This is a genomic window from Agreia sp. Leaf244 (assembly GCF_001422695.1).
Lineage (GTDB): Bacteria > Actinomycetota > Actinomycetes > Actinomycetales > Microbacteriaceae > Agreia.
The window spans coordinates 1,053,381-1,072,536 of record NZ_LMLX01000002.1; the positions used below are offsets into that span (position 1 = coordinate 1,053,381).

The 19,156-nt window shown below is 69.2% G+C and carries 24 protein-coding genes; 12 read left to right on the forward strand and 12 right to left on the reverse strand.

Annotation, left to right across the window (positions count from 1 at the left end; genetic code table 11):
- Window positions 1-4: 4 nt before the first annotated feature.
- The 5 genes from ASF06_RS09665 (at window position 5) to ASF06_RS19490 (ending at window position 3,591) form a co-directional block, all read left to right on the forward strand.
- Window positions 5-544 (forward strand): cysteine hydrolase family protein, encoded by a 540-nt coding sequence (locus ASF06_RS09665; protein ID WP_055946006.1) that lies wholly within the window; start codon window positions 5-7, stop codon window positions 542-544.
- A gap of 104 nt (window positions 545-648) precedes the next feature.
- Window positions 649-1,653 carry an intradiol ring-cleavage dioxygenase gene (locus tag ASF06_RS09670; RefSeq protein ID WP_055946009.1) on the forward strand — a complete coding sequence of 335 codons (1,005 nt, stop codon included), beginning with the start codon at window positions 649-651 and terminating at the stop codon, window positions 1,651-1,653.
- A 110-nt stretch (window positions 1,654-1,763) separates the two neighbouring features.
- A complete protein-coding gene (locus ASF06_RS09675) occupies window positions 1,764-2,009 on the forward strand; it encodes a twin-arginine translocase TatA/TatE family subunit (protein WP_055946012.1) in 246 nt (81 codons plus the stop codon).
- A gap of 68 nt (window positions 2,010-2,077) precedes the next feature.
- Window positions 2,078-2,878 (forward strand): twin-arginine translocase subunit TatC, encoded by an 801-nt coding sequence (gene tatC / locus ASF06_RS09680; protein ID WP_055946014.1) that lies wholly within the window; start codon window positions 2,078-2,080, stop codon window positions 2,876-2,878.
- A 104-nt stretch (window positions 2,879-2,982) separates the two neighbouring features.
- The gene (locus ASF06_RS19490; RefSeq protein ID WP_157439134.1) at window positions 2,983-3,591 is read left to right on the forward strand and encodes a hypothetical protein; all 609 of its coding nucleotides are present in this window, start codon (window positions 2,983-2,985) and stop codon (window positions 3,589-3,591) included.
- On the opposite strand, the gene ASF06_RS09690 is transcribed toward ASF06_RS19490, so the two are convergent.
- On the reverse strand, window positions 3,540-4,433 hold the full coding sequence (locus tag ASF06_RS09690) for an SDR family oxidoreductase (RefSeq protein ID WP_055946017.1): 894 nt from the start codon (window positions 4,431-4,433) through the stop codon (window positions 3,540-3,542). The two genes, ASF06_RS19490 and ASF06_RS09690, sit on opposite strands and share 52 nt — an antisense overlap.
- 172 nt (window positions 4,434-4,605) lie before the next feature.
- Between ASF06_RS09690 and ASF06_RS09695 the strand changes: the two genes are divergently transcribed.
- The gene (locus ASF06_RS09695; RefSeq protein WP_055946020.1) at window positions 4,606-4,899 is read left to right on the forward strand and encodes a hypothetical protein; all 294 of its coding nucleotides are present in this window, start codon (window positions 4,606-4,608) and stop codon (window positions 4,897-4,899) included.
- Window positions 4,900-4,941: 42 nt separating this feature from the next.
- Here ASF06_RS09695 and ASF06_RS09700 read toward each other — a convergent pair whose 3' ends face one another.
- The 4 genes from ASF06_RS09700 to ASF06_RS09715 form a co-directional block, all read right to left on the reverse strand.
- On the reverse strand, window positions 4,942-5,745 hold the full coding sequence (locus ASF06_RS09700) for an anti-sigma factor (RefSeq protein ID WP_082500824.1): 804 nt from the start codon (window positions 5,743-5,745) through the stop codon (window positions 4,942-4,944).
- On the reverse strand, window positions 5,732-6,286 hold the full coding sequence (locus tag ASF06_RS09705) for an RNA polymerase sigma factor (protein ID WP_235500961.1): 555 nt from the start codon (window positions 6,284-6,286) through the stop codon (window positions 5,732-5,734). Before ASF06_RS09705 ends, ASF06_RS09700 begins: the two co-directional genes overlap by 14 nt.
- Window positions 6,287-6,337: 51 nt before the next feature.
- Complete coding sequence (locus tag ASF06_RS09710) at window positions 6,338-6,991, reverse strand: class F sortase (RefSeq protein ID WP_055946029.1); 654 nt, start codon at window positions 6,989-6,991, stop codon at window positions 6,338-6,340.
- A gap of 80 nt (window positions 6,992-7,071) precedes the next feature.
- Complete coding sequence (locus ASF06_RS09715; protein ID WP_055925632.1) at window positions 7,072-7,902, reverse strand: DUF4397 domain-containing protein; 831 nt, start codon at window positions 7,900-7,902, stop codon at window positions 7,072-7,074.
- Window positions 7,903-8,059: 157 nt separating this feature from the next.
- On the opposite strand from ASF06_RS09715, the gene mgrA reads away from it, so the two are divergent.
- Window positions 8,060-9,085, forward strand: a complete 1,026-nt coding sequence (gene mgrA / locus ASF06_RS09720; protein WP_055946032.1) for an L-glyceraldehyde 3-phosphate reductase — start codon at window positions 8,060-8,062, stop codon at window positions 9,083-9,085.
- Here mgrA and ASF06_RS09725 read toward each other — a convergent pair.
- Window positions 9,082-9,921, reverse strand: a complete 840-nt coding sequence (locus ASF06_RS09725; RefSeq protein ID WP_055946035.1) for an HpcH/HpaI aldolase/citrate lyase family protein — start codon at window positions 9,919-9,921, stop codon at window positions 9,082-9,084. The genes mgrA and ASF06_RS09725 overlap by 4 nt on opposite strands.
- 157 nt (window positions 9,922-10,078) lie before the next feature.
- Between ASF06_RS09725 and ASF06_RS09730 the strand changes: the two genes are divergently transcribed.
- Window positions 10,079-10,459 (forward strand): hypothetical protein, encoded by a 381-nt coding sequence (locus ASF06_RS09730; RefSeq protein WP_055946038.1) that lies wholly within the window; start codon window positions 10,079-10,081, stop codon window positions 10,457-10,459.
- 101 nt (window positions 10,460-10,560) lie between these two features.
- On the opposite strand, the gene ASF06_RS09735 is transcribed toward ASF06_RS09730, so the two are convergent.
- Window positions 10,561-11,007, reverse strand: coding sequence for a MarR family winged helix-turn-helix transcriptional regulator (locus tag ASF06_RS09735; RefSeq protein ID WP_055946041.1), 447 nt, complete (start codon window positions 11,005-11,007; stop codon window positions 10,561-10,563).
- A gap of 58 nt (window positions 11,008-11,065) precedes the next feature.
- Here ASF06_RS09735 and ASF06_RS09740 point away from each other — a divergent pair, with 58 nt between their 5' ends.
- Window positions 11,066-11,431 carry a VOC family protein gene (locus ASF06_RS09740; protein WP_055946453.1) on the forward strand — a complete coding sequence of 122 codons (366 nt, stop codon included), beginning with the start codon at window positions 11,066-11,068 and terminating at the stop codon, window positions 11,429-11,431.
- Between the two features lie 3 nt (window positions 11,432-11,434).
- Window positions 11,435-12,274 carry a DNA-3-methyladenine glycosylase family protein gene (locus ASF06_RS09745; RefSeq protein WP_055946044.1) on the forward strand — a complete coding sequence of 280 codons (840 nt, stop codon included), beginning with the start codon at window positions 11,435-11,437 and terminating at the stop codon, window positions 12,272-12,274.
- A gap of 12 nt (window positions 12,275-12,286) precedes the next feature.
- On the opposite strand, the gene ASF06_RS09750 is transcribed toward ASF06_RS09745, so the two are convergent.
- Both ASF06_RS09750 and ASF06_RS09755 read right to left on the reverse strand, forming a co-directional pair.
- On the reverse strand, window positions 12,287-12,964 hold the full coding sequence (locus tag ASF06_RS09750; RefSeq protein ID WP_055946047.1) for an NADPH-dependent F420 reductase: 678 nt from the start codon (window positions 12,962-12,964) through the stop codon (window positions 12,287-12,289).
- Window positions 12,965-12,975: 11 nt separating this feature from the next.
- Complete coding sequence (locus ASF06_RS09755; protein WP_055946051.1) at window positions 12,976-14,004, reverse strand: LLM class flavin-dependent oxidoreductase; 1,029 nt, start codon at window positions 14,002-14,004, stop codon at window positions 12,976-12,978.
- Window positions 14,005-14,053: 49 nt separating this feature from the next.
- On the opposite strand from ASF06_RS09755, the gene ASF06_RS09760 reads away from it, so the two are divergent.
- Window positions 14,054-14,656 carry a MarR family winged helix-turn-helix transcriptional regulator gene (locus ASF06_RS09760; RefSeq protein ID WP_235500962.1) on the forward strand — a complete coding sequence of 201 codons (603 nt, stop codon included), beginning with the start codon at window positions 14,054-14,056 and terminating at the stop codon, window positions 14,654-14,656.
- Window positions 14,657-14,685: 29 nt separating this feature from the next.
- On the opposite strand, the gene ASF06_RS09765 is transcribed toward ASF06_RS09760, so the two are convergent.
- Both ASF06_RS09765 and ASF06_RS09770 read right to left on the reverse strand, forming a co-directional pair.
- Window positions 14,686-16,431: an alkaline phosphatase family protein gene (locus ASF06_RS09765; RefSeq protein WP_055946053.1), complete on the reverse strand. Its 1,746-nt coding sequence runs from the start codon at window positions 16,429-16,431 to the stop codon at window positions 14,686-14,688.
- 161 nt (window positions 16,432-16,592) lie between these two features.
- Window positions 16,593-17,285, reverse strand: coding sequence for an SDR family NAD(P)-dependent oxidoreductase (locus ASF06_RS09770; protein ID WP_055946056.1), 693 nt, complete (start codon window positions 17,283-17,285; stop codon window positions 16,593-16,595).
- A gap of 102 nt (window positions 17,286-17,387) precedes the next feature.
- Here ASF06_RS09770 and ASF06_RS09775 point away from each other — a divergent pair, with 102 nt between their 5' ends.
- Window positions 17,388-18,245: a helix-turn-helix transcriptional regulator gene (locus tag ASF06_RS09775; protein WP_055946059.1), complete on the forward strand. Its 858-nt coding sequence runs from the start codon at window positions 17,388-17,390 to the stop codon at window positions 18,243-18,245.
- Window positions 18,246-18,324: 79 nt separating this feature from the next.
- On the opposite strand, the gene ASF06_RS09780 is transcribed toward ASF06_RS09775, so the two are convergent.
- On the reverse strand, window positions 18,325-19,071 hold the full coding sequence (locus ASF06_RS09780; RefSeq protein ID WP_055946061.1) for a DUF429 domain-containing protein: 747 nt from the start codon (window positions 19,069-19,071) through the stop codon (window positions 18,325-18,327).
- Window positions 19,072-19,156: the final 85 nt, after the last annotated feature.

The following is a 19,156-nucleotide window of genomic DNA, read 5'->3' on the forward strand; positions in this document are numbered from 1 at the left end:
GCGAATGACTCGCGCACTGCTCATCGTGGACATCCAGCTCGACTACTTCCCTGGGGGCGCGTTTCCTCTCGTCGGACCGGATGCGGCCGCCGCCGCCGCGCGCTCCGTGCTCGACGGCTTCCGCGCGTCCGGTGAGACCGTCGTGCACATCTTCCACGTGTCGACCGAGCCCGACGCCACCTTCTTCCGCCCTGGCACGCCGGGCGTCGGCATCCACTCGCTCGTCGCGCCGAGCGGCGACGAGATCGTGCTCGAGAAGCACGAGCCCAACAGCTTCATCGGAACGGGCCTTCAGGAGCTGCTCGTCGACGAGGGCGTCACCGAGCTCGTGATCGTGGGCATGATGAGCAGCATGTGCATCGACTCGACGACGCGCGCCGCCAGCGAGCTGGGCTTCGAGGTCACGGTGGTGAGCGACGCGTGCGCCGCGCCCGTTCTCAGTTTCGGCGAGACCGTCGTTCCGGGCGCCACGGTGCACGCGTCGTTCATGGCCGCGCTCGACGGCAGCTTCGCCACCGTCGTCTCGAGTAACGAACTGCGCTAGCTTCAGCTCATACCCACCCCCTAGCCGCCTCATAGGAATCGCATAGCACCGCCCCGAAGACTGACGTTTCAGAACGAACCGAACGTCACATCCGAGAGGCAGTCATGAGCAGGATCCCCGAACCAGAACTCACCCCGCAGGGGCCGGCCTACGAGGGCCGACTCCTCGACCGCGCAGACGAGGAGGTCGTCGACCAGGGCGTCGCCTTCGACATCCGCACGCTCGTCAGCCGCCGCGTCGTTCTGAGCATGCTCGGACTCGGCGCCGGAGCCGTCGCCCTCGCGGCCTGCTCCACGGGCGACTCCGGCTCGAGCGCAGCAGGCACCGCGACGGCCACCGCCACCCCGACGACCACGCCCACCACGAGCAGCACGGCCGCGGCATCCACAACCGCGGTGCCCGCCGGCGAGATCCCCGACGAGACCGCCGGACCGTACCCCGGCGACGGCTCGAACGGCGCCGACGTGCTCGAGCAGTCGGGCATCGTGCGCAGCGACATTCGCTCGAGCCTCGGCAGCGGCACCACCGCAGCCGGCGTTCCCATCGCGCTCAGCCTGACCATCCTCGACATGGCGAACAACGACGCCCCGTTCGCGAACGTCGCCGTCTACGTGTGGCACTGCGATGCCGACGGCAACTACTCGATGTACTCGTCGGGCGTCGAGAACGAGACCTACCTGCGCGGCGTGCAGGTCGCCGACGGCAACGGAACCGTGTCGTACACCTCGATCTTCCCCGCGTGCTACTCAGGCCGCTGGCCCCACATCCACTTCGAGGTCTACCCCGCGATCGGCGACATCACCGATTCGGCCAACGCCATCGCGACCTCGCAGGTCGCCCTGCCGCAAGACGCGTGCGACACCGTGTACGCCCTCTCGGGGTACGACGGCTCGAGCTCGAACCTGTCGAAGGTCAGCCTCGACAGCGACAACGTGTTCGGTGACGACGGCGGCGCCCTGCAGCTCGCGACCGTGACGGGGGATGCGACGAACGGCTACCAGGTCGCGCTCACCGTTCGCGTCGACACGAGCACCGCACCCACCGCGGGCTCCGCGCCCAGCGGCGGTAGCGGCGGCGGTGGCGGTGGCGGCGGTGGCCCGGCGAACTAGCCGCATCGGCGCCCGCTCGGCGTGTCCGCGGCCCGTCGACCGGGCGCATATGACCCCCCCAGGGCGCGGACGCTCACACCCTCCACCTCACACACGAAAGAAGGCCCCTCATGGGACTGCTCCAGAACCTCACCGGATGGCACGCGCTCATCCTCCTCGCCGTCGTGCTGCTCTTCTTCGGAGCAAGCAAACTGCCGGCGCTTGCGAAGAGCGTCGGACAGTCGGCCCGCATCCTCAAATCCGAATCCCGCGACGGGTCCGCCGCCGCAGACGCCGTAGACGCCCCCGCGACCTCGGCGACTCCTGCGACCTCGGCGACGACCGTGGATGCGCCCGTTCCCGCAGACCGGCTCTGACCGTGCGCGGCTCACGCCGCTCACGCGGCAGCAAGGCGGGCCGGGCCGGCCGTGACGAGAGAGGCCGGATGACGCTCATCGAGCATCTGCGCGAGGCGCGCACGCGTCTGTTCCGCATCCTGTTCGCGCTGCTCGTCGGAGCCGCCGCGGGGTACTTTCTCAGCGACCGGATCCTCGAGATCCTGCGCACGCCCATCGAGGCGCTGGCCCTCTCGCGCAACGCCAGCCTGAACTACGACAGCATCAGCGCGGCCTTCGACCTGAAGCTGCGTATCGCCCTCTTCGCCGGGGCGGCCATGTCGAGCCCGGTCTGGATGCATCAGGTCTTCGCCTTCTTCCTGCCAGGGCTCACCCGCCGCGAGAAGAACTACACGCTGGGCTTCTTCGTCGCGGCCGTGCCGCTCTTCATCATCGGATGCGTCACGGGCTTCCTCCTGTTCCCGCACGTCGTCGAGCTGCTGGCCGGAATCGCATCGACCGACGACAGCTCGGTGCTCGTGGCCTCGTACTACGTGGACTTCGTGATGAAGCTCGTTCTCGCCGTGGGCGTGGCCTTCGTTCTGCCCGTGTTCGTGGTGCTGCTCAACGCGGTCGGTGTGCTGCCGGGAAGGTCTGTCGTGTCGAGCTGGCGGGTCGTGATCCTCGGCATCCTGGTGTTCAGCGCCATCGCGACGCCCTCCGCGGACATCGCCACGATGTTCCTCCTGGCCGTTCCCATGGCGGCCCTGTTCGCCGCCGCAGCGCTGATCGCGGTGCTGCACGACCGCGTCGCCGCGAAGCGACGCGCCCGACTGCTGACCGACGACACGGCTCACGATCGCGACGTGGACGTCGACCGCGACATCGACCGCGAACTGGTCGACGCCTGACAGGCGCCGACCCCCGCCTGCCCCGCCGCCCGACCACCCGACCGGCCGCCTGACCGCCTGACCGCCTGACCACCGACCGCCCGCCCGCCCGAAAGGAGCACCCCGTGTTCGGACTCACCCTCGACAAGCTGATCGTGATCGGCATCATCGCCGCGATCATCATCGGCCCTGAGCGCCTGCCCCACTACGCCGAGAAACTCGCCTCGCTCGTCACGAGCGTTCGCGCGTTCCTCGACGGCGCAAAAGCTCGGGCCGTGGAGGAGCTCGGCCCCGAGTTCGATCCGGCCGAGTGGAGGAAGCTCGACCCCCGACAGTACGACCCTCGCCGCATCGTGCAGGAGGCGCTGGCCGTCGACCCGGCCCCTGCCGTCGACCCCGCCCCTGCCGATGACCCGGCCCCGTCGGTCGGATCGGAGCCGGCATCCCAGCCCGCCCCGGCCGAACCGGCGTCGGATGCCCAGCCCGAGGCATCCACCCCGCCGCCGCGACCGGCCGCACCCGCGATCGGTTGGCAGCAGGCGCTGATAGACCGCGTCAATGCGGCGCAGCCACCCCGGCGAGCGAGCGAGTTGCCCGAGTCCGCCGCGTCGCATCCACTCGAGGCGGCGGAATCGGGCAACTCGGCGCCCGCCCGAGAGAAGCCGACTCAGACCCAGTCAGCTCACGGAGTGGGCTTGCCTCCGTTGACCGTGAGCGTCTCGCCGACCACGTAGCTCGACTCCGGCGACGCGAGGAACACGTAGGCCGGAGCGAGCTCGGCGGGCTGCCCGATGCGGCCGATGGGCGTGTCCTGGCCGAGCTCGGGAAGCTCGTCGATGACCTGGCCGCCCGCCGTCTGCAGGGGCGTCCAGATGGGTCCGGGGGCGACGATGTTCACGCGGATGCCCTTCGGAGCGAGCTGCTGCGCCAGCGCCTTCGAGAACGTGTTGACCGCGGCCTTCGTCGTCGCGTAGTCGACCAGGTTCTCGCTCGGGGTGTACGCCTGGTTCGACGAGGTGGTGATGATCGTTGCGCCGGGCTGGAGATGCGGGAGTGCGGCCTTGGTGATCCAGAACGTGGCGTAGACGTTGGTCTTCATGGTCTCGTCGAACTGCTCGTCGCTGATGTCGACCAGGGACTCCGCGTGCTGCTGCTTCGCCGCATTGTTCACCACGATGTCGAGGCCGCCGAGCTCGTCGACCGCCTGCGCGACCAGGGCGCGGCAGTGTGCGGGGTCGGTGATGTCGCCCGGGATGCCCACCCCGGTGCGCCCGGCCTCGCGCACGAGCTCGAGGATCCTGTCGGCATCCGGCTGCTCTTCGGCGAGGTACGAGATGACGACGTCGGCGCCTTCGCGGGCGAAGGCGATCGCCACGGCCGCACCGATGCCCGAGTCGCCGCCGGTGATGAGGGCCTTGCGTCCGATGAGTCGACCGGATCCCCGGTAGCTCTGATCGCCGTGGTCGGCCCTGTTGTTCAGCTTCACGTCGAGTCCGGCGCCCTGCTGGTACTGGGCCGTCGTGTCGATGTCGGAGTACATGGCGGACGGATCCTGGAAGGTGTACTGGTCGGTCATGGCGATCCTTTCGGGGGTGAGACGCGTTCCAGCGACGCTACCCGCGGCATCCGATTCACCCCGATGGGGTTGACGCCGCGCACACCGACCTTCGGAACCCGGATTCGACCCAGATGTTCTGCGGCCGTGCAAGCCACCCGTGCCCGGGAGCACCCGGACGTACGATTCGGATATGACTGACAACAAGAAGACCCAGGACGCGCCCATCATGGACGGCGCCACCGAAGCGACCGAAGAGGAGAAGGAGGCCGGACGCCGCGACCACGCCGAGGCGGATGCGAACCGCGACGCGGGACTCGACGACGACCTCCGCAGCATCCGCGCCGTCGACGAGGGCAAGACGCGCCCCCGCACCGAGGGCAACGGCAACGGATCCGACGGCGCCGTCGACATCTCGAACGCCGGCGACACAAACAAAGACACCGACACCGACACTGCGGGCGACGTCGACCGCACTGCCGAGTAGCACGGACGGGGCCCGGCTCCCTTTCAGGAGCCCGGGCCCCGCTCAGATGCTGCGCAGCTCGCCTCGCACGATCGAGTCTCCCGAGTGCGTGGCATCTCCGTCGTCGGGCTCGGCCGAGACGTCGACCAGGGAGTACGTCGCGAGATCGACGCCCGCCGGCAGCTTGAATCTGCCCTCGGCCCCGTCGAGGAAGCCGATGCTCACGAGCGCGGTTCCGTCTGTCGAGATGAGCCACACCTCGCGCTGTCGGTCGTCTCCGGGTCCGCTCTGCCCTGCCGGGTCGATGTCGACCACGACCTGACGCGTGCCGTCGGCCAGAACCTCGACCACCGCGCTGCCGTGCGCATCCGCCCAGTCGGGGAACGGGTCGAGCTCGGCGCCCGCGACCACGACTCCGGTGTTCGCGCTCTGGGCGGACTGCCACCAGATCCCGACCCCTGTTCCTGCGACGAGGCCCACCACGAGGGCGGCGACGGCCAGCGGAACCACCATGCGCGTGCGCCAGCGTCTGCGAGCGCGCTCGGAGGTCGGCCGAGATGTCGCAGATGGCGACTTCTCGGCGCGCGCAGCAGCCCTCTGTGACATCTCTGAGCCCGTCGCGGCCTGAGCGTCGGCGGCGACATCCGCATCGGCGACGATCTGCGTGCGGATGCGCTCCCACACCGCGGGCGACGGTTCGGCGAGCGACTCGCCCTTCGCAGACCGGCCCCGGTGCACCACCGTCGACAGCTCGCGCAGTTCGGCGGCGCACGAGGCACACGAGGCCAGGTGCTCGGCCTCGACGGCGCTCGGCGCCACCTCGCCCAACGCGATCAGCGCCAGTTCATCGGCATCAATATGTGTCATCGTTCACCTCCAAACGTATTCGTAGCCGAGACAGACTTCGACGGATATGACTTTTCACGGTTCCGAGCGGAAGCCCGAGCCTGTCGGCGATCTGGGCATGAGTGAGGTCGGCGAAGAAGGCCAACCGCATGATCGTGCGCGGCACAGGGTCGAGTCGCGCGAGCTCGTCGGCCATCATCAGCCTGTCGGCCACCTCCGCCGTGTCGTCGACCGTCGCGGCGACGCTCTCGAGGGTGTGCGCCTCGTCGGCCCGGCGCATCCGGCTGCGCGCCTCGTGGGCGTCGGCGATGCAGTGCCGTGTGATTCCCACGAGCCAGCCGCCCATGCTCGCCCGGTCGGGGTCGTAGCCCGAGCGCCCGCGCCACGCGGCGACGAACACCTTCTGGGTCACGTCCTCCGCATCGCGCGCGTCGCCCAGCGAGCGCAGCGCCAGCGTGTAGACGAGCGACGACCAGCGCTCGTAGACGCCGGCCAGAGCCCGGTCGTCACCCGAGCAGAAGGCGTCGACCAGCGCGCCCTCGTCGATCGATGTGTCGGTCACGTCAGTGTGCGGCTTCCTTGTGGGCACCTCGAGCATACGTCGCCACCCCCATCACGCGATCGGTACCGCGGTGACGATCACGTTGCTGAGGTAGTGACCCGTATCGTAGTTGAACTCTCCCCCACAGGTGATGAGCGCCAGACGGTGCGGGCCGGTGCGGTCGAAGACGGCGTTCCAGTCGACGCCGGTCTTGTCGATCATCGACACCTCCTGAACCGAGAAGCGGGCGACCCGGCCATCGACCGAGGTGGTCACGATCTCCGTGCCGACCGGGGCATCCAGCAGTAGTGCGAACTGGCCGATGCCGTAGTCGAACGAGTCGACGTGCGCGGCGATCACGGCGGTTCCGGCCGTGCTCCACGGCGTCGGTCCGTAGCGGTACCAGGAGGCGATCGCGGGGTCGTCGGAGAGCGCGAGCGCGCCGGTCGCGTCGACTCCCTCGGGTGACACCGTCACGTCGATGCCCAGCGACGGCACCTGCACCCTGGCCGGCTGCACGACGGGCTCGGCAGGGCGGGCCCCCAGGCTCGCGTCGGTCAGGGGCACGACGGATGCCGCGGGCCCGGCCGGCGCGCCCGTCGCGCTGGGCGTAGGCGCGGGTGTCGCCGTGGGTGTCGCCGTGGGTGTCGCCGACCGCGCGACGCCGGCCGGCATCGGGGTGGCGGGGGCGTCGGCGGCGACGCCGCATCCGGTGATCAGGAGCATCGAGGCGCACGCGAGCGCGCCGATGACCGCGGCCCGGGCTGCGTGTGCCCGAACCGCGGTCGCGAGGGAGTGCCTGCCGGTCAGCGCTCGACCTTGGCAAGCGCCCGGCTGCGCACGGCGGTGATTGCAAGCGCCGCGAGCAGCAGGGCGAGCGCCCCGCCGACCAGCAGACCGGTGGAGTCTCCTGGCTGGTTGGTGGCGACGAGGCCCGCGTTACCGGCGGGAACACCGCCCGGGTTCGAGTGCAGTCCGCCGATGGTCTGCACCGCGAGCGCCAGGTTGCCGTCGGCGAGGCTGCCCCACGCGTAGACGATGGTGTTCGTTCCCTCGGCCACGTCGACGTCGGCCGGGCCGATCACAGGGTCGGTGGTTCCTGTGGCGGCGACCGACGCCGACACGGTGCCGGCGGGAAGTGTGAGCACGGACTCGCCCGGGTTTGCGAGGTTCGTGATCACGGGGCTGCCTCCGGCGAGAACGTCGACCGCGGGAGCGGCGGCGACGTGGCGCACGGTCAGGCGTCCCTCGCCGGCGGCGAGGGTGGCTGTGTCGTTCGTGAACAGGGTTGCGGTGGGGTTGCCCGACGCGTCGAGGTGGGCCACGGCGGTGTAGTTGCCGTTCGCCGCGAGGGGCAGGTCGACCGGTCCGATCACCGGGGCGCTCGCGTCGGCGGCATCCGATGCCGTGATGGCCACCGAGTAGGTTCCGGCCGGCAACGGCAGGGGTCCGGCGAGCGTGCCGGGCGTGAAGTCGTCGAGGGTCAGGGCTCCGTTCACGTAGACGTCGACGGTGACACCCGGAACCGCGTGCAGCACCGAGAGCTGTGCGTCGCCTTCGGCCGCGGATGCGGGAAGAGCGGCTGCGGCTGCGATGAACGCACCGGCTGCGATGCCGGCGATGAGGGTCTTGCGCATGGATACCTCCTGGTCGAGCCCCGGTCAGGGGCGAAGAGAAAACTGCTTACACAGACCACTTCTGTCGAACCCATGCGTTTGGATGCACCTCTTCAGAACTTTTTTCCGACATCGCAAGCGGTAGCGGCTTTCGCGTCGGGTGACCCATTATCGAGTAATGACCTACCTCGCCTCAGACTCCCGCTACGACAGCTTCCCTTACCGACGCACGGGGCGAAGCGGCCTCAAACTTCCCGCCGTCTCGCTCGGACTCTGGCAGAACTTCGGCGACGACGTGGCCATCGAGACGCAGCGCGCGATCCTCCGCCGCGCGTTCGACTCCGGCGTGACCCACTTCGACCTGGCCAACAACTACGGCCCGCCCTATGGCAGCGCCGAGACCAACTTCGGCCGCATGTTCGCAGAGGACTTCGCGCCCTACCGCGACGAGCTCGTGCTCTCGACGAAGGCCGGCTACGACATGTGGCCCGGACCCTACGGCGACCACGGATCGCGCAAGTACCTGCTCGCCTCGCTCGATCAGTCGCTCGCCCGCATGGGCGTCGACTACGTCGACATCTTCTACAGCCACCGCGCCGACCCCGACACTCCCCTCGAAGAGACGATGGGCGCCCTGCACACTGCGGTGCAGTCGGGTCGCGCCCTCTACGCCGGCATCTCGAGCTACTCGCCTGAGCGCACGCTCGAGGCGGCGCGCATCCTGGCCGATCTCGGCACACCGCTGCTGATCCACCAGCCCTCGTACTCCATGTTCAACCGCTGGATCGAGGACGGCCTGCTCGACACCCTCGGCGAGCTCGGCGTCGGCTGCATCGCATTCTCTCCGCTCGCCCAGGGCCTGCTCACCGACCGCTACCTCGACGGCATCCCGGCCGATTCGCGCGGCGCGCGAGGCGGCTCGATGCAGAAGCGGATGCTCACCGACGAGACGCTCGGGCGGGTTCGGGCCCTGAACGACATCGCCTCGGGCCGAGGTCAGACCCTCGCCCAGCTGGCGCTCTCGTGGGCGCTGCGCGACGAGCGCGTGACCTCGGTTCTCATCGGAGCGTCGTCGGTGGCGCAGCTCGACGACAACCTGGCCGCCGTGCAGAACCTCGCGTTCACGAGCGAGGAACTCGCGAAGATCGACGAGCTGGCCGGCGACCGCGACATCAACCTCTGGGCGAGCTCGAGCGCGGTCTAGCGGCGCGCGATCGGCACGATGCCGAAGGCCTGCGCGAGGCGGTCGATCTTCTCGGCGCGGCCGAGCCTCGGCAGGTCGCTGCCGTCGCGGATGACCCGGCCCCGAGACTCGAAGTCGTCGAGGAAGTCGCGCGCCCACGTCGCATCCGACACCGTCGGGCTGATCGTCTCGTTGATCACCGAGAGCTGGTCGAGGTCGAGGCAGAGCTTTCCGGTGAGGCCCATGGCCACCGCGTGCTCCGACTTCTGGCGCAGCACCGGGTGGTTGCTGCCGACCGTCGGGCCGTCGATCGGACCGGGCAGGTTGCCGATGCGGCTCGCCACGACGAGGCGCGAGCGCGGATAGGCCATGGCCAGGTCGTCGGCGCTCGTGCCCGTGTCGCGGCGGTAGTCGCCGCTGCCGAAGCCGAGGCGGAACGCGCCCCGGGCGCGCGCGATGGCCGGCGCCTCCTCGATGCCGAGCGCCGATTCGACGAGGGCGAGAACGGGCACGGTGCCGCCGAGTCGATCGAACGTCTCGGTGACCTGTTCGGCCGACTCCGTCTTGGCCAGCATCACGCCCGACAGCCCTGGCACGCCCTTGAGGCCGTCGACGTCGTCGGACCAGAACTCGGTGGTGCGGTCGTTGATACGCACCCAGCCGGCGCCGCCGCCGCTGAGCCAGTCGATGACCGACGTTCGCGCATCCGCCTTCAGTTTCGGGTCGACGGCGTCTTCGATGTCGAGGATGATCTGGTCGGCGCGCGAGTCGGCGGCCGGGTCGAAGTCCTCAGAACGGATGCCCGAGACGAGCAGCCAGGAACGCGCGATCTTGGGGTCGATGGTCGATGCTGTCATGTACTTTCAACTTCTCTATCGGCATGGAGGACGCAGGCCCCGGTCGGTGAGGATCGGCGCTGGCCACACGACGGCGCTCCGCTGCGCGTGCCTCAGCATCGTATCGAACCCGGCCTGACCATGGCGTGAGACCACCCGATCGGGAGAGGATGGGCGCATGCCCGCGACCTCGAACGCGCCCGACAGCCAGCCCTGTGCTCCGGAGCCCGTCTCGCGCGGACCCCGTGGGCCGCGCGGACCCCGCGGACCGCGGCGGCTGCGCGCCGGTGCGATCGCCGTCGGAGCCATCGTCGGCGTTGCCGGAGTGCCCCTCTGCTACCTGCTGCTGCAGCTGCTCGGCGTGATCGTCTCCGACACCGGGCTCATCGTGTGCCTGGTCGCACCGACGGCGGTGCTGCTGCTCGTGTGCCTCGTTCCGCGTGCGCGTGCGTGGTCGCTGCAGGCGGCGGTGGCGTCGGCCCTCGCATCCGTCGCCCTGGTGGTGTTCGTGTTCGGCGGCATCACCCTGATCACAGCGATGCTCTCGGACCCCGCCTAGGCGTTCTCCGGATTATAGGACAGAACAGCCAGGTCGCGGTGTGTCGTCGAGGGAAACGCCGCACTCGGTCGAGATCGTCCTGTAATACGGGGAACGGCCGCTCAGGTCGCCCGCAGCGATGCCGCGCAGGTCGACAGCATCGTGCGCAGCGCGACCTGTTCGGCCGGAGCGAGGCCCGACTTCATGCGGTCCTCGACTCCCCTGACCGCGGCGCTGGCCGTGGCGAGCTGGGCCCTTCCGGCCGGCGTGAGCTGCGTCGGCAAGGCGCGCCCGGAGGCAGGCTGCTCTGATCTCGTGACGAGCCCGTCAGCCTCGAGCGCCTGCAGCAGCACGTTCATCGCCTGCCTCGTCACGAAGGTGCCACGAGCGAGCTCGGAGTTCGACAGGCCGGGCCGCTGGGCGAGCAGTTCGAGACAGGAGTAGTGCGTGACGCTCATGCCGAGCGGACGCAGCACGGCCTCCATGGCGGTGCGCAGCGCACTCGAGACCTCCTTCATCAGGTACCCCAACGACGTCTCCAGCTCGATTCCCGCACCGTCTTGACCCATGTCAATATTCTGACATACTGGGTATGTCAACAAACTGACATCAATGAAGGAGAACATCATGACCGCATCCGGCCCCGGCTTCATCTCACTGCAGGTCCGCGACATCGAGGCGTCCGCCGCCTTCTACGAGAAGTACCTCGGTCTCTCCCGCCAGCCCGGCCCGCCCCATGCCATCGTCTTCGGCACGTCGCCCGCTGCTTTCGCCGTGCGCGATGCGATGCCCGGCGTCGACCTGAACCCGGGCGCACAGCTCGGCCTCGGTATCGGCGTCTGGATGCACGCGCCCGACGCCCAACAGATCCACGACACCCTCATGGCCGACGGATTCACCATCACCTCGGCACCCGTCGACGGCCCCTTCGGCCGCACGTTCACCTTCGCCGACCCCGACGGCTACGCCATCACTCTGCACGATAGGGTCTGATCCATGACTCGCCTCGAGACCGTTCACGAGGTTGTCGGGCCCTGGTCGCTCGCCACCACCAAGCAGTTCTGGGAGGGTTTCGCCCCCGGTGGACTTGCATCCCAGACGCAGGCCGAGGGCATCCGCACCGCCTTTCTCTGCGACACCGACTGGCAGCGAGTCGATGCCGTGATCACGCAGGAGGGCGCGTCGGCCCGCATCGTGGTCGATGGCCAGGGCGATCTGGATGCCGCGACCGAGCAGGTGCGGCGGCTGCTGTCGATAGACATCGACGGTCGTGGGTGGCCGGATGTGGCGGCACGCGACGTGGTGATCGCGGACGCGCAGCGACGGCTCCCGGGGTTCCGGCCCTGCGGCTTCTTCTCGCCCTATGAGGCGGCCGTGTGGTCATTGCTGTCGCAACGCATGCAGAGGCGGCAGGCGGCAGCGATCAAGACGCGGCTCACGCAGCAGCTCGGCGACGACGGAGCCTTTCCGTCTCCGGCCACCCTGCTCGGGGCGTCGCTCAACCTGCCCGGACGCAAGGCGGAGTACCTGCATGCGGTCGCCGAGGCCGCTCTCGACGGCCGCCTCTCCGGCTCGTACCTGCGTTCGTTGCAGCCGACCACCGCGTTCGCCCAGGTGCAGAGCATCCTGGGCATGGGACCGTTCTCGGCCGAGCTCGTGGTGATCCGCGGTGCGAACTTCCCTGATGTGCTGCCACGCAACGAGGGCCGACTGAGCGACGAAGTCACGAAGCTCTATGGCGCCGACCGCTCGATCGACGAGGTCGCCGAGGCGTGGAAGCCGTTCCGCTCGTGGGCCTCGGTGCACCTGCGCGCGCTGCAGGAGGTGGCGGCGTAGCCGCTCGAGCCCTCAGGCGGCGGCCTGCTCCACGACGTCGCGGATCTCGGCGGCGCTGAGGTTCGCGCCGAAGAGCTCGCGCCCCGGCTGCAGCACCGCGCCCTCGGCCAGCGCACCCAGGTCGACGGGGTCGAATCCGAGAGAGTCGATCAGGTCGGCCACCACGTCGTTGGCCGCCACGTCGTCTCCCGACAGCGCGATCGCCTTGCGATCCGGGTCGCCCGCGGGCCGCGCACCCTCGTCGAGATCGTGGTAACCCATGTGATTGAACGCCTTCACCAGACGTGAGCCGGGCAGGGCCGCCGCCACGAGCTCGCTCGTCGTGACGTCGTCACCGGTGAGATCCGGGCGAACGCCGTCGACCTCCCACCAGTAGTTCATGGCGTCGATCACGATCTTTCCGCGCAGCTCGTCGGCCGGCAGGGTCTCCGCCCCGTCGAGGGGCACGGCCTTGCCCAGCGGAAGAGCCAGGATGACGATGTCGGCCCGTCCCGCGGCATCCGATGCCGTCGTCGCCTCGGCGCCGTGCGCCAGCACGTCGATCGTGAGTTCGATCGCGGCGGGCGGTCGCGAGCTCGCGATCAGCACGGGGTAGCCGGCTGCAATCGCGAGACGGGCTAGCACGGTGCCCACTTTTCCGGCACCGAGGATGCCGATGGTCGCCTTCTTCGGGTCGGTCAAGGAATGCATGGGCGCGCCTCTCAGGCCAGGATGTCGCGGACGAGGGGAACGACCTCGGTTCCGTAGAGCTCGACCGCACGCATCCGGTCGCTCATCGGGGTGGTGCCGGCCGAGTAGATGAGGTCGAATCGCCCGGCCCCCAGCGTAGCGATCGCGCTCGCCATGCGACGGGCGACCGTGGCGGGCGAGCCCACGTACATCGAGCCGTGCTCGACCTCGTTCTCGAACTCGGCACGGGTCACGGGCGGCCACCCGCGCAGGGCTCCGATACGGTCGCGCATCACCTTGTAGTGCGGAAAGAAGATCTCTTTGGCCTCGTCGTCGGTGCGGGCGATGAACCCCGGCGAGTGCATGCCGATCGGATGCGCCGTGGTGCCGAACTGCTCGGCCGCGCGTCGGTAAAGATCGGTGTAGGGCGCGAACCGTTCGGGGCTGCCGCCGATGATGGCCAGCATCAGGGGGAAGCCGTACTGCGCGGTGCGCACGACAGACTGGGGCGAGCCGCCCACGCCGACCCAGGTCGAGAGGTGCCCCGACTCGGTCTTCGGAAAGACGTCGGCGTCGTGCAGCGCGGCGCGGGTCGTGCCGCTCCAGCTCACGGGCCGCTCGGTGAGCAGGCGCGAGAAGAGCTCGATCTTCTCTTCGAAGAGGGTGTCGTAGTCGTTCATGTCGTAGCCGAAGAGGGGGAACGACTCGGTGAACGAGCCGCGGCCCAGGATCACCTCGGCGCGCCCGTTCGAGAGGGCGTCGACGGTAGCGAAGCGCTGGAACACACGAACAGGGTCATCGGAACTCAGAACGGTGACACCCGAACTCAGTCGGATGCGCTCGGTCTGCGTGGCGATACCCGCCAGCACGGTCTCGGGGCTCGAGATGGCGTACTCCGGCCGGTGGTGCTCGCCGACGGCGAAGACCTCGATGCCGAGCTGGTCGGCCAGCACGGCCTCGGCGACCACGTGCCTGATCGCCTGTGCGTGGGAGGCGAGTTCTCCCGTGTCGGTCTGCGGAATGTCTCCGAAGGTGTCGAGCCCGAATTCGATGTCAGCCATGATCGCGTCCTTTGATGATCTAATTGACATGTCAAATGAATGGAGTGTCGTGAATATTCCCGAGGACGACGGCGAGGGTGGCGCCGGGCGCCGAGCCGGCCGCCGATCCGCCGATCGGTCCGCTGGTCGGTCCGCCGGTCGGAAGTCGCCTACCCGCGACGAGCTACTGGCCTGGCGCACCTTCACCGAGACGACCGATCTCGTGAAGCGGCACATCGAGGCCGAGCTGCAGCAGGCATCCGGTGTCTCGTCGGGCGACTATGCGGTTCTGCTTGCCCTCTCGGAGCAGCCCGACCACCGGCTGCGCTCGTCGCCGCTGGCCGAACAGATCGGATGGGAGCGCAGCCGCCTCTCGCACCACCTCGGGCGCATGGAGCGGCGCGCACTGATCGCCCGGGAGCGCGCATCCGACGACAGCCGCGGTGCCTGGGTCGTGCTCACCGACGAGGGAGCCCGCACCTTTCGCCGCGCGTCGTCACCGCACCTTCACTCGGTGCAGCGGCTGTTCGTCAGCGCCCTGACATCCGAGCAGCTCGCGGCCCTCGACGACGCGATGCGCGCGCTGGCCGCCCACCTCGAGGAGTCTCCGACCGTTCGACAGGACGGATCGACGACACTCCGGCTATCGACCGACGACACACCGACCGACTGACAAAACGTCCTGTAGTCCGGAGAACGACCTCAGTCGCGCACTCCGAACAGACCGTCTCCATGCTTCACGAGCACGTCGTAGGCGTCGGCGTAGTTGTCGGGCAGGGGCGCACCCGGCTCGTACTTCGCGAGCAGAATTCCGATCAGCCCCAGCGCCGGAGGGGTCAGCGGGCGGGTGCGGTCCTTGTCTTTGTCCGCGCGCGGATTCGCCTCGGGGTTCGGCGGAACGTATGCCGGCGTGACCGTCGGCCAGAGCGCGGGCTGCCGCGGCTTCGTGAGATTCACCGCGTTGAAGATCGGGGTGGCGGATGCGTCGCGCTCGGTGAGCGGGTCGAGTCCGTGGAGCTCGGCGAGGGTCTTCGCAAGCGACCCGTGGTGCATCTCGTCATTGATCACCGAACCGGCCTTCGTGTAAGCCGACACCACGATCGTGGGAACCCGCAGCCCGAGGCGATCGAAGGTGAAGCCCATCTCGCCGGGCTTCTCGTTCTTCACCGGAGGAGCAGCGGTCGGCGGCGCGACGTGGTCGTAGAGTCCACCGTGCTCGTCGAAGGTCACGAGCAGCACGGTGTTCATCGCGTTCGATCCGGTGGCCGAGGCGCCATTCTTGACGGCGGTGTAGACCTCACCGAGCAGCTGCTCCCCCGCACGCATGTCCGAGAAGGCAGACGCCATCTCGGGCGTCTCCGGGTCCGCCCTATCGTGAGAGGCCCTCACCACCGGCGGGTGCATGTCGTTGTGGTCGAAGACCATTCGCGGCTCGACGAAGGCGTAGTCGGGCAGGTTGCCCTTCGCGGCGTCGTCGTGGAACTGCTCCATGCTGCGGAAGTTGCTCCTCCAGTACTTCTCGATCGACGGCGCGCTCAGCAGCCCGGTGAGCGAGACCACCTGCTGGGCGTCGTAGTACACGCGCCACGACTTGCCCGCCTCCTCGAGCCGGGTGAACACGGTCGGCACGGCCGGCGCATCCAGCCATTTGCCGATGCCCGTACCCTCGGCGTTCGTGACATAGCCGTGCGATGTGCTCGCGTGAAAGAACGAGCGGTTGCAGAACGTCTGCGACGGAACCGCCGCGTGCCAGTGGTCGTAGACCCCGAAGTTCTTCGCCAGGGTCGAGAGCACCGGCAGCATCGTGGGCGAGAATCCGCCCATCACGACCGCGTACTCCTCGGGGGTGGGCTTGCGCCCGCGCGCGAGTGTGGAGTTGACGATGTAGTCCTTCACGAAGCCGTTGTTCTGCGGCTTCGACGTGTCCTTCGGAAGGTTCCACGGCTCCCTGAGCGGGTTCTTCAGGTCGGCGTTGCTCTCGGGGTCGATCGTGCCGAAGAGCTGCGTGTTGACGTGCGGGTAGAACTCGCCGGGGTCGGGATCGGGCTGCGCCATGATCTGGTCGGTCGGCCCGCTGTAGACGTGGGCCGGCACGGCCTCTCCCGACTCGCCCGGGTTGCTGTACGACCCCTGGTGCAGGCCGTCGAAGGTCTGCCCGGCAGGCTCCTGCCCCGACTCGTAGAGCCATCCCAGCATGTGGTCGAACGAGCGGTTCTCGAACATGACCACCACCACATGGTCGAAGCCCGGCTCGCTGCGAACGGGCAGCGGCGTGAAGCCGAGATCGTCGGCATCGGCCTCAGACGATCGGATGCCGGCGGTCACGCCGCCGACGGCGGCTCCGCCCACTGCAAGGCCGGCGACCCCGATGCCGGCCGTTCGCAGAAAGTTGCGACGCGACGCGCCGCGCTCGGTCAGCCCCTCGTTCTTCTTCTTGTCGTCGGCCATGGCGCGACCCCCTCCCGATCCCGCCAGATTACAGCGATCTGGCGGGATGGTCTCGATACGCCGGCTCGTTCCTCGCGCGACTACTCGACCGGCGCGTCCACTGCGCTGGTCGGGGAGGCCGCCCTTCGACAAGCTCAGGGAACGGCGCAGCGGCGCGGCTCCTAGAAGGCTGCCACTCCGTCTCTGTTGATGAAGGTGCCCGTCGGCCCCTCGCCGCCGCGGGTGGCGAGCTCCACGATCGCGTCCGTGCCCTCGGTCACGGTCTGCGGGCCGCTGTTGTTGTTGAAGTCGGTGGCCGTGTAGCCGGGGTCGGCCGCGTTGATGCGGATCTCGGGGTACGCCTTCGCGTACTGCACCGTGAGCATCGTGACCGCCGACTTCGACGACTGGTAGATCGGCGCGATGATGGTCGATTCGATGTGATCCGGGCTCAGCACCGACGCGAACGAGCCCATTCCGCTCGAGACGTTCACGATGGTCGCCTCGTCGGAGCCTCGGAGCACGGGCAGGAACGCGCGGGTCATGCGCACGATGCTCACGACGTTGGTCTCGAACACGCGGGTCGCGTCGTCGGGGGTCAACTCCTCGGCGGGCACGAAGGGCTGCGAGATGCCGGCGTTGTTCACGAGCACGTCGATTCCTCCCGCCTCGACGATCGCGTCGACGGCGGCGGCGACCGATGAGTCGCTCGTCACGTCGATCGGAATGAACCGGCCGCCCAGCTCGTCGGCGGCCGTGCGGCCGCGGGTCTCGTCACGTGCGCCCATCCACACGGTGTGGCCGGCCTCGATGAGTCGGCGGGCTGTCTCGTAGCCGAGGCCCTTGTTGGCCCCGGTGATCAGTGTTGTTGTCATGCCCAGAAGTCTGCGCCGACCGTGCGCGGCTGTCGTGGCCCGTCTCAGCGTACGGACGCCCAGTACCACCCAGCCCGGGCAGACCGCTGGCACACTGAGTGAATGCAGGATGCGCACGGCGATCTCGGGTCCCTCCTTCGTGCGTGGCGCGATCGGCTCTCGCCCCTCGACGTCGGCTTCCCCGCCGGCGACTCCCGCCGCGCTGCGGGTCTGCGGCGTGAAGAGCTCGCCTCGCTCGCCGGGCTCAGCGTCGACTACATCGTGCGCCTCGAGCAGGGCCGTGCGCGCAGGCCGTCGGAGCAGGTGGCCTCGTCGCTGGCCCGAGCCCTTCAGCTCACCGATGCGGAGCGCGACCACCTGTTCGTTCTGGCGGGCCTGCTTCCTCCGTCACCGCACCAGGTGCCGGCGCACATTCCGCCGGGCGTGCAGCGGCTCGTGGCCCGGCTCGGCGAGATTCCCGTCGCCGTCTTCACCGCATCGTGGGATCTGCTGAGCTGGAGCCCGCTGTGGACCGCGCTGCTCGGCGAGCCCGTGCGCCCCGCGTCGGGCCGGCCGAATCTGCTTCGCGCGCACTTCGGCAACCTCATGCTCGGCGACGGCGGCGGCAGAATCGTGAGCCGTTCCGGCAGCGTGGATGCCTTCGGCGCGTCTCTCGTCGCCGACCTGCGTCGGGTGGCGGGCCGGTATCCCGAAGACCGCGGGGTGCGGGCCCTCATCGCCGAACTGATCTCGACGAGCGCGGAGTTCCGGGTGCTGTGGGAGAGCGGGATCGTGGGCGAGCACGAGTCCGAGAGCAAGGTCGTGAGCAACGAACTGGTGGGCGACATCGCCCTCGACTGCGATGTCTTCAGTGTCGCCGGAACCGATCTGCGCATCGTCGCGTACACCGCACCCGCTGCGTCGGAGGCCGCGGCGAAGCTCGACTTCCTGCGTGTGACGATGGCCGCCGCGCTTCACTAGTTCGCCCCGCGCCGCATCCGCTCCCCCTGGGGGCATCCGCGCCCGGCCGTCCGGCAGCGGATGCGCCGGGCGAGCGCGGTTACGCAGGGCGCAGTGCGGAGAGCGGTGCTGTCGGGAGGGCGGTCCAGCCCTCGCGGCGCGCACGGGCGAGCTGCTCCGGCGCCGGAGCGTCGTAGTGGCCGAGCGCCGCGCTCCGCGAAGCGAGAGCCGCGATCACGGCGTCGAAGGCGTCGCCCGACCGCACCATGAGATCGGCGGAACCCTGCAGATCGAGCCAGGGGGCGGCATCCAGAATCTGCGCCAGCAGCAGCTCGCGCGCCGGCGCGCCCACCCGGTACCCGGTGGTGTCGAACCCCCAGAGTCTGAGGCTCGCGCCGGGATAGATCTCGACCACGACGCCGGCGCCCGAGCGGTCGACCTCGACGCCCCGAGCCTGGATGCGGCCGAGCAGGCCGGCGCAGCGCATCGCGGTGAGTCCGAGTCGGTCGGTCGATACGCTGAGCGGCCAGCGGCCCGTCTTGGCTCGCACCTCGCGATCGGTCTCGCGGTAGGCCAGGGTGCGGCGCCAGTCCATGCCTCCGTCGACCTCGAGCCCGTCGACCAATTCGTGGTCGGAGTGGGCGACGACGAAGCTCACGAACTCGTCGGGCCAGCCGAAGGCGCAGTCGATGCCGAGCTTGTCGACCGTCGTCGCAGCGTCGGCGATCTCCGCGTCGCCGACGCCGAGCCGAAGCTCCGCGAGCGTGGCCCGGGCGCCCGACCACTCGATCACCGCGAGCGCGGTCCCCTTGTTCTCGGCGGCGAGATCGACCCCGGCGGTGAGCATCCGTCCAGCGTAGTCGCGACCGCGGACCGCCTCACGGGTGGGGACTTCTCCCCATTCTCGATGCGCAGGCCGATCGATAGCGTGG

Coding starts and splice junctions, on each gene's coding strand:
- ASF06_RS09775 (WP_055946059.1), top strand. CDS start 17,388: ATGCAGGATGCGCACGGCGATCTCGGGTCCCTCCTTCGTGCGTGGCGC.
- ASF06_RS09695 (WP_055946020.1), top strand. CDS start 4,606: ATGACTGACAACAAGAAGACCCAGGACGCGCCCATCATGGACGGCGCC.
- mgrA (WP_055946032.1), top strand. CDS start 8,060: ATGACCTACCTCGCCTCAGACTCCCGCTACGACAGCTTCCCTTACCGA.
- ASF06_RS09750 (WP_055946047.1), bottom strand. CDS start 12,964: ATGCATTCCTTGACCGACCCGAAGAAGGCGACCATCGGCATCCTCGGT.
- ASF06_RS09745 (WP_055946044.1), top strand. CDS start 11,435: ATGACTCGCCTCGAGACCGTTCACGAGGTTGTCGGGCCCTGGTCGCTC.
- ASF06_RS09715 (WP_055925632.1), bottom strand. CDS start 7,902: ATGCGCAAGACCCTCATCGCCGGCATCGCAGCCGGTGCGTTCATCGCA.
- ASF06_RS09770 (WP_055946056.1), bottom strand. CDS start 17,285: ATGACAACAACACTGATCACCGGGGCCAACAAGGGCCTCGGCTACGAG.
- ASF06_RS09755 (WP_055946051.1), bottom strand. CDS start 14,004: ATGGCTGACATCGAATTCGGGCTCGACACCTTCGGAGACATTCCGCAG.
- ASF06_RS09735 (WP_055946041.1), bottom strand. CDS start 11,007: ATGGGTCAAGACGGTGCGGGAATCGAGCTGGAGACGTCGTTGGGGTAC.
- ASF06_RS09670 (WP_055946009.1), top strand. CDS start 649: ATGAGCAGGATCCCCGAACCAGAACTCACCCCGCAGGGGCCGGCCTAC.
- ASF06_RS09700 (WP_082500824.1), bottom strand. CDS start 5,745: ATGACACATATTGATGCCGATGAACTGGCGCTGATCGCGTTGGGCGAG.
- ASF06_RS09665 (WP_055946006.1), top strand. CDS start 5: ATGACTCGCGCACTGCTCATCGTGGACATCCAGCTCGACTACTTCCCT.
- ASF06_RS09765 (WP_055946053.1), bottom strand. CDS start 16,431: ATGGCCGACGACAAGAAGAAGAACGAGGGGCTGACCGAGCGCGGCGCG.
- tatC (WP_055946014.1), top strand. CDS start 2,078: ATGACGCTCATCGAGCATCTGCGCGAGGCGCGCACGCGTCTGTTCCGC.
- ASF06_RS09690 (WP_055946017.1), bottom strand. CDS start 4,433: ATGACCGACCAGTACACCTTCCAGGATCCGTCCGCCATGTACTCCGAC.
- ASF06_RS09740 (WP_055946453.1), top strand. CDS start 11,066: ATGACCGCATCCGGCCCCGGCTTCATCTCACTGCAGGTCCGCGACATC.
- ASF06_RS09675 (WP_055946012.1), top strand. CDS start 1,764: ATGGGACTGCTCCAGAACCTCACCGGATGGCACGCGCTCATCCTCCTC.
- ASF06_RS09780 (WP_055946061.1), bottom strand. CDS start 19,071: ATGCTCACCGCCGGGGTCGATCTCGCCGCCGAGAACAAGGGGACCGCG.
- ASF06_RS09710 (WP_055946029.1), bottom strand. CDS start 6,991: ATGCTCCTGATCACCGGATGCGGCGTCGCCGCCGACGCCCCCGCCACC.
- ASF06_RS09725 (WP_055946035.1), bottom strand. CDS start 9,921: ATGACAGCATCGACCATCGACCCCAAGATCGCGCGTTCCTGGCTGCTC.
- ASF06_RS09730 (WP_055946038.1), top strand. CDS start 10,079: ATGCCCGCGACCTCGAACGCGCCCGACAGCCAGCCCTGTGCTCCGGAG.